A 7053-nucleotide genomic window follows, 5' to 3' on the forward strand; every position below is an offset into this window, starting at 1 on the left:
CAGTATGTATATTATAGTATATACTGTACTTGTAACATAAGTACAGATGCAGAACCGGTGCACAGGTTCTGTTTCAAGTAAAAGGTACAGGATGATTGAATATGGAAATAATTTTAAGCAATGCCAGTACAAAACCGATTTATGAACAGATTACTTCACAGATCAAAGGGATGATCATGAGCGGAGATCTGAAACCGGGAGATCCTATGCCGTCTATGCGAAAGCTGGCAAAGGAACTCCACGTCAGTGTCATTACAACTCAGAGAGCCTATGACGATCTTGTAAAGGATGGATTTATTGTGACAGTCCCGGCAAAAGGGACGTTTGTATCTGCACAGAATCAAGACTTTATACGAGAGGAGAATCTGAGAAAGATTGAAGAACATTTAACAGAAGCATGTGAGCTGGCGAAACAAAACAGTGTGTCTCTGGATTCTCTGAAAGAAAGTCTGGAGCTGCTTTACAGCGAATAAGACGTAAAGGTGTGTGAGGTATATGATGGAAAATGCAATTGAGATAAGGAATCTGTCAAAAGAATACAGAGATTTTTCCCTGAAGAATTTAAGCCTGAATGTTCCCCGTGGAACGGTTCTGGGGCTTATAGGAGAAAACGGAGCCGGAAAGTCTACTTTGATCCAGTCTATGCTTGGGCTGATAAAGGCAGAATATGAAAAGATAGAACTTCTGGGGAAGCAGTTAAGAAATCAGGAGAAGGAGATTAAAGAGGATATTGCCGTTATCTTTGACGTCAGCCATTACAATCCGGAATATACACCGGCATTTATTGGAAAGATGCTGAAAAGAGTTTACCGGAACTGGGATATGGAGAAGTATGACGCTTATTTATCTCGATTTGGACTTCCGGCAGATAAAAAGCTGAAAAAGTTTTCCAAGGGAATGAAAATGAAGCTGGAGTTTGCCATAGCCTTCAGCCACAAGCCAAGACTTCTGATCCTGGATGAAGCAACCAGCGGTCTGGATCCTGTTTTCCGGGATGAGATTCTGGAACTGATCCGGGAATTTACAGAGGAGGAAGACCATACGGTTGTGATGTCTTCCCATATTACCAGCGATCTTGACAAAGTGGCAGATTATATTGCCTTTCTTCATGAAGGAAAACTTCAGTTTGTAAAAAGCTATGATGAGCTGCAGAATGATTATGGAGTTCTGCATTGTGGAAAAGACTTTTTCGAGTCGCTTCGGGAGGAGGATATCGTTTCATTTAAAAAGGAACCTTATGAGTATAAGGTTCTGGTAAGAAACAGGAACGGGATTTTAAGTGTTTTTCCGGATCTGGAAATGGAAAAGGCATCTGTGGAAGACATTATGCTGATGTATGTGAAAGGAGAGGCATAGTATGTGGGGAATTGTGAAAAAGGATTTTTATGATACATTTTGTATTCCTAAAAATTTGCTGAGTAATATTCTGGGATATCTGGCAATGATTATACTTGCAGTCCTTATGGGGCAAAACAGGTATATGATGATGCTGTTTGTGGTAGTATGTATTCCAATGACTACAATCGCTGTTTTTCAGATGGCGCTGGAACAGGACGAGAAGGTCCAGTTTGACGAGATCATGCTGACTTATCCGGTTACAAAGAAAGAGATTATTATGGCGCGTTTTATTGATAATTTTATTTATATGGGGATCAACACAGTGATTTCTGTGATAATGGTACTGGGCTATGTATATCTGGGAAAAACAGTGGATATCCGCACAGGAATGTTTTATGTGGCAGCCGGCATTGCAGTATCGCTGATTGCAACAGCAGTATTCAGTATTGGATTTTATCTGCTGGGAAACAAAAAAGGAACCATTCTTTATGTGGGGATGGTTATCATTGTCGCATTATTTTATGGTTTATCCAGTCGCGGTCAGTGGATAAGCAGGATTTTTCAGACAGATCCAAGAATCCTGACGGGGATTGCCCTGATCCTGGGAGGACTTCTGATGGCAGGAAGTTATTGGGTCTGCCTGAAAATTTATACAAGACAGCATTCGTGACATATAAAAAACATGGTCCGGTGCAGGAAAACTTTGTTATTCGCACCGGATCGTGATCATGGTAATATAATCACTGCTGTCGTTGATGGACATTTCATTTAAACCTTCTTCATAGGCATGTCCGGTAAGGGTCAGATTGTGTTCACGGGCGTAAGCAAGAACAGACTGATAAATGGCAGGAAGCCTGCTCCAGTCACCGATACAGAAAGCCCGCAGATACCTTCCGGCAGGAAGAATTATGTCCCAGGTGCCGGAGACAGCAGGGCAGTAGGCAAAGAAGGAATCATAGCCGGTGAAATTGCCTTTTTGCAGATTGTCTGTGGAGATGCGGCTTCCAAAGCTGTCATAAAGATGAAAGAGCTTTTTCAGACGAAGTGAAAATTCAGCGGCAACAGAGAAATCATCTTCATCATATCGTCCGGAAATCGGAGAGGAAAGTACGAGCTTCTTTTCCGGGAGAGTACATAATTCTATTTTGCCATGGTGAGACTGCATTCCCAGTTTCAGGCGTTCTGCTTTTTGCTCCAGAAAAGCCTGTGCAGATAAAAGCTGTTCGATGGATTCGTCGATCAGCTTTTTCTTTTTTGTCATCATCTGAGAGAAGGACTCATCGGATGGTCTTGTTACATATTCCCGGATTTCCTCAATAGAAAGTCCGATCTTGCGTAAGGTGAGGATTAATTCCAGCTGAGCGAATTGAAAGCAGGTATAGTAATGATAGCCGTTTTCCCGGATCACCTCCGGCCGGAATAGACCAATGTCATTATAATAGTGTAAAGTACGTTTGTTGACACCGGTAAATTTTGCAAATTCTCCAGATGAATATAAATATTTTTTCTGATCCATAAAAATCCCCCTTGACTGTACAGTTACTGTACATTATATGATACCTTCTGAAAAAGGAGAAATCAAGAAGAAAGAGGAGATTCTTATGGAGTTTAAAGCAGTAACCGGGCAGCAGTGGCCGGAAATAAAGGAAATCTATATGGAGGCATTTCCAAAGAGAGAAAGAAAACCGTATTTTACGCTGCGCCATTCCGCTAAAAAGAAAAAAGCAGTTGTTATGGCAGCGGTGGAAAAGGAGCAGCTTTTGGGATTTACAGTGCTTATTCCGTATAAAGACATGATTATGGTAGATTATCTGGCAGTGTCTTCCAAAATCAGGAGTAAGGGAACAGGAAGCTATATTATGCAGAATGTATGCAGGGAATATGCGGATAAAAAGATTGTTCTTCTGATTGAATGTCTGGATAACGCTGCGGATAATCGGGATCAGAGGATTGCACGGCGAAAATTTTATCTGAAAAATGGATTTACTGCTTCTGATATTTTTATTGAGGGAGCCAGTGGAGAGATGGAAATCCTTAATTATGGAGGAAAGGTTTCGCAGGAGGATTATATTTCCTTACAGAAATATGCTCTTGGAGCACTGTTCTTTAAACTATCCGGGATCAAAATTGTAAAAGGTGCAAAAGCATAGAAAGAGAAAGGAGATTCAGCTGTTATGAAAACAATATTTTCAAAAGTAAAGTTAAAACCAAAACAGGTTTTAGGGCTGTTTTTACTGGTTCTGTTTTCGGCTGTAGGGCAGATGCTCCTGCCTTCTTTTCTGGCACAGATGATCAGTCATGGAGTTGCGGAAAGCGAAAACAGTGTCATTTGGATGTATGCAGCAATTATGGCAGGCATTACGGTGCTGTCCTGCATTATCAGCTTTTTGTCTGTTAAGATTGCCTCTTATATATCGACAGATTTTGGAGCACAGCTGAGAAATCAGGTTTTTTCCAGAGTACAGGAGTTTTCTGCTGTGGAAATGGACAAATTTGGCACAGCAAGTCTTGTTACCAGAAGTACTTCAGATATTACTAATGTGCAGAACTTTCTGACTCTTCTGCTTCGTGTGGGTCTGCTTGCCCCTATGATGGCGGTTGCAGGACTTGTGTTTTCTGCTGCTACAGGAGGACAGGTCAGCTCTGTGCTTTTGGTGGCAATTCCCGTGCTTCTTATTGCACTGACCATCATAATGATCTTAGCCTCCCGGTATTCTATTCGCCTGAGAAAAAAACTGGATCAGATCAACCGGTTGTTTCTGGAGTCTCTGGAAGGTGTACGTGTGATCCGTGCCTTTAATAAACAGAAAGCAGAGAGCAGTCGTTTTGAGGAGGCTAATGCTGATTATGCCATGACTGCGATGACAGCAGGCCGTATTACCAGTCTTTTAATGCCAATGATCAGTGTGATTTTTGGCGTTACTACAGCTGCTGTTCTGGGAATGGGTGCATATTATGTGAATACAGGTGCCATGGAAGTAGGCTCTCTGGTGGCAAACAGCCAGTATATCAGTATGGTGCTGACTTCTGTAATGATGCTGTCACTGGTGATCATGATGTTTCCTACCAGCTATGCCTGTGCAAAACGAATTTCAGAAGTTCTGGAAACAGAAAGTTCGATCAGGGACGGAAGTTTTCCGCTGGAAAAACGTCCGGCACATGCCACAGTAGAGTTTCGACATGTGACATTTGCATATCCGGGAGCAGATGAGCCCATTTTGAAAGATATAAGCTTTGTATCAAACCCCGGAGAGATAACTGCCATTATAGGAGGAACCGGACGTGGTAAATCCAGTATATTAAAACTGATTCCAAGGCTGTATGATCCAATGTTCGGTGAGGTATTGATCGATGGAGTAAATGCGAAAGAATATCGTATGGAGGATCTTCGTTCTCTGATCGGATACGTTCCGCAGAAAAATGTGCTGTTTTCCGGAGACATTGCAGAGAATCTGAATTTTGGAAAGGAAAATGGCACGGAGGAAGACTGGAAGCAGGCGGCAAAGATTGCATGTGCAGATGAGTTCATCTGCAAAAAGAAACAGGGATATCATGATGCTATTGCCCAGGGAGGAACGAATTTATCCGGAGGACAGAGGCAGCGTATGGCAATTGCCAGAGCAATGATGAAAAAGCCGGAGATTTATGTGTTTGACGACAGTTTTTCTGCGCTGGATATGAAAACAGACCGTCAGCTACGTCAGAACCTGAAAGAGAGTATTGGAGATGCGACGGTGATCATGGTAGCGCAGAGAGTCAGCACGATTCTGGATGCAGATCGTATTCTGGTGGTGGATGATGGACAGATTGTAGGAAACGGAACACATAAGGAGTTGTTAACTACATGTCCTCTTTATCGGGAAATTGCAGAGATACAGTTGGGAAAGGAGGCAGTCTGAGATGAAGAATACAACGATATTTAAGCGCCTTTTAGGCTATCTGAAAGCATATCGTCTGCGTCTGATCCTGGTGATTTTGTCAGCGGTTATCAGTACGGCTTTTATGGTTCTGGCACCTTTTCTTGTGGGAAAGGTGACTACAACACTTTTTGCCAGCATTGCAGACGGTGTGTTTTACTGGGAAACAATCCTCTGGCTTCTGGTAGCTCTGGTTGCCCTGTATTTTGTTTCTCAGCTGTTTTCCTTTTTGCAGGGATTTGGAATGGCAAAGATCACGGCTAATGTGATGCAGACCATCCGAAGAGAGATCGATGAGAAAATGCATCGTTTAAAATTGAATTATTATGACGCCCATACTCATGGAGACATATTAAGTGTGATTACCAATGATGTAGACACTATCAATAATACCATCAGTCAGAATCTGACCGCGGTAGTGACTCAGGTGACAACGGCGGCAGGTGTTTTGATCATGATGCTGCTGATCAGTCCGCCATTGTCTCTGATTCCGATCATTATGGTTCCTCTGTCTCTTTTGAGCGCGGCAGGAGTAATGAAGGCCAGTGAGAAATATTATGGGGAACAGCAGGAACTGCTGGGAAAACTGAACGGTTATGTAGAAGAAATGTATAATGGACAGTCAGTGGTACAGACTTTTAATTATCAGGAACGTGCAAAGAAGGCATTTGCCGGACTGAACAACGCACTGAAAACCAGTTCCAGAAAAGCAGAAACGACAGCGGGGGCAGTCAGTCCGATCACAACTCTTGTAAATGATCTTGGGTATGTGCTTTGTGCAGCCGTTGGCTGTCTCTGGGCCATTGCCGGAAAAATTGCCGTAGGAAACGTGCAGGCTATGCTGGAATACACATGGCGTTTCGCGGAGCCGTTTTCTGCCATTGCAGGAATGGTAGGAAGTTTTGGAGCGGCAGCGGCAGCAGGTAATCGTATTTTCAGTCTTCTGGATGCAGAAGAGGAGATTCCGGACAGTGAACAGTGTGTGGTTCCTGACGACCGAAGCGGACAGGTTACTTTTGAAAACGTAAAATTTGGATATACACCAGAGCACCTTCTTATGAATGGAATCAATCTGACAGTAAAGCCTGGACAGAAGGTTGCAGTGGTAGGTCCGACAGGCGCCGGAAAAACTACCCTTATCAATCTTCTGATGCGTTTCTATGAGGTAAACGGAGGCTCCATTAAAGTAGACGGTGTCAAAATTACGGACATGACAAGAGAGGAACTTCGTAACCGATTTGGCATGGTTCTTCAGGATACCTGGCTGTTTGAGGGGACTATTGGAGAAAATATCGGATATTCAGAAGAGAATATGCAGAGAGAAAAAATCAAAGAAGCGGCGAAATCTGCCTGTGCTCATAGCTTTATTAAAACTCTTCCGGGAGGGTATGATATGGTGCTGAGCAAAGGCGCGGAAAATATCTCTCAGGGAGAACGTCAGCTTCTGACTATTGCCCGGGCTATCGCTTCTGATCCTGAGATCATGATCCTGGATGAGGCTACTAGCAATGTAGATACACATACAGAGGTTCTGATCCAGAAAGCTATGGCAGAGCTGATGAAGGGCCGTACCAGTTTTGTGATCGCCCATCGTCTTTCTACTGTCCGGGATGCAGATATGATCCTTTATATGGAAGACGGAGACATTAAGGAAGTGGGAAATCATGAGGAGCTGATGAAGAAGAATGGAAAATATGCAGCTCTTTATATGAGTCAGTTTGCCTGATATTTTAAATAAAGAAAAATACTGTATAGAAAGCGGCAGAAGTAAGGAAAAAGATCAGTTGGAAACTGGTCT

Annotated in this window: 7 protein-coding genes; 6 read left to right on the forward strand and 1 reads right to left on the reverse strand. The window is 42.9% G+C overall.

The features are described from left to right. The first annotated feature begins 101 nt into the window (after positions 1-101). From RDS42_RS10400 to RDS42_RS10410, 3 genes are read left to right on the forward strand one after another with little or no spacing between them, the layout of a single operon-like run. Positions 102-473: a GntR family transcriptional regulator gene (locus RDS42_RS10400; RefSeq protein WP_308783608.1), complete on the forward strand. Its 372-nt coding sequence runs from the start codon at positions 102-104 to the stop codon at positions 471-473. A 22-nt stretch (positions 474-495) separates the two neighbouring features. Further along, a complete protein-coding gene (locus RDS42_RS10405) occupies positions 496-1356 on the forward strand; it encodes an ABC transporter ATP-binding protein (protein WP_331603237.1) in 861 nt (286 codons plus the stop codon). Position 1357: 1 nt separating this feature from the next. After that, positions 1358-2008: an ABC-2 transporter permease gene (locus RDS42_RS10410; protein WP_308783609.1), complete on the forward strand. Its 651-nt coding sequence runs from the start codon at positions 1358-1360 to the stop codon at positions 2006-2008. A 36-nt stretch (positions 2009-2044) separates the two neighbouring features. Here RDS42_RS10410 and RDS42_RS10415 read toward each other — a convergent pair whose 3' ends face one another. Beyond that, complete coding sequence (locus RDS42_RS10415; RefSeq protein ID WP_308783610.1) at positions 2045-2854, reverse strand: MerR family transcriptional regulator; 810 nt, start codon at positions 2852-2854, stop codon at positions 2045-2047. Between the two features lie 85 nt (positions 2855-2939). Between RDS42_RS10415 and RDS42_RS10420 the strand changes: the two genes are divergently transcribed. Genes RDS42_RS10420 through RDS42_RS10430 form a run of 3 tightly spaced genes read left to right on the forward strand, consistent with a single transcriptional unit; the run spans position 2940 to position 6981 of the window. Further along, positions 2940-3488 (forward strand): GNAT family N-acetyltransferase, encoded by a 549-nt coding sequence (locus tag RDS42_RS10420; RefSeq protein WP_308783611.1) that lies wholly within the window; start codon positions 2940-2942, stop codon positions 3486-3488. 24 nt (positions 3489-3512) lie between these two features. After that, on the forward strand, positions 3513-5237 hold the full coding sequence (locus tag RDS42_RS10425) for an ABC transporter ATP-binding protein (RefSeq protein ID WP_308783612.1): 1725 nt from the start codon (positions 3513-3515) through the stop codon (positions 5235-5237). Between the two features lies 1 nt (position 5238). Beyond that, the gene (locus tag RDS42_RS10430) at positions 5239-6981 is read left to right on the forward strand and encodes an ABC transporter ATP-binding protein (protein WP_308783613.1); all 1743 of its coding nucleotides are present in this window, start codon (positions 5239-5241) and stop codon (positions 6979-6981) included. Positions 6982-7053 lie beyond the last annotated feature (72 nt).

Source organism: uncultured Blautia sp., from assembly GCF_902497045.1.
Lineage (GTDB): Bacteria > Bacillota > Clostridia > Lachnospirales > Lachnospiraceae > Blautia_A.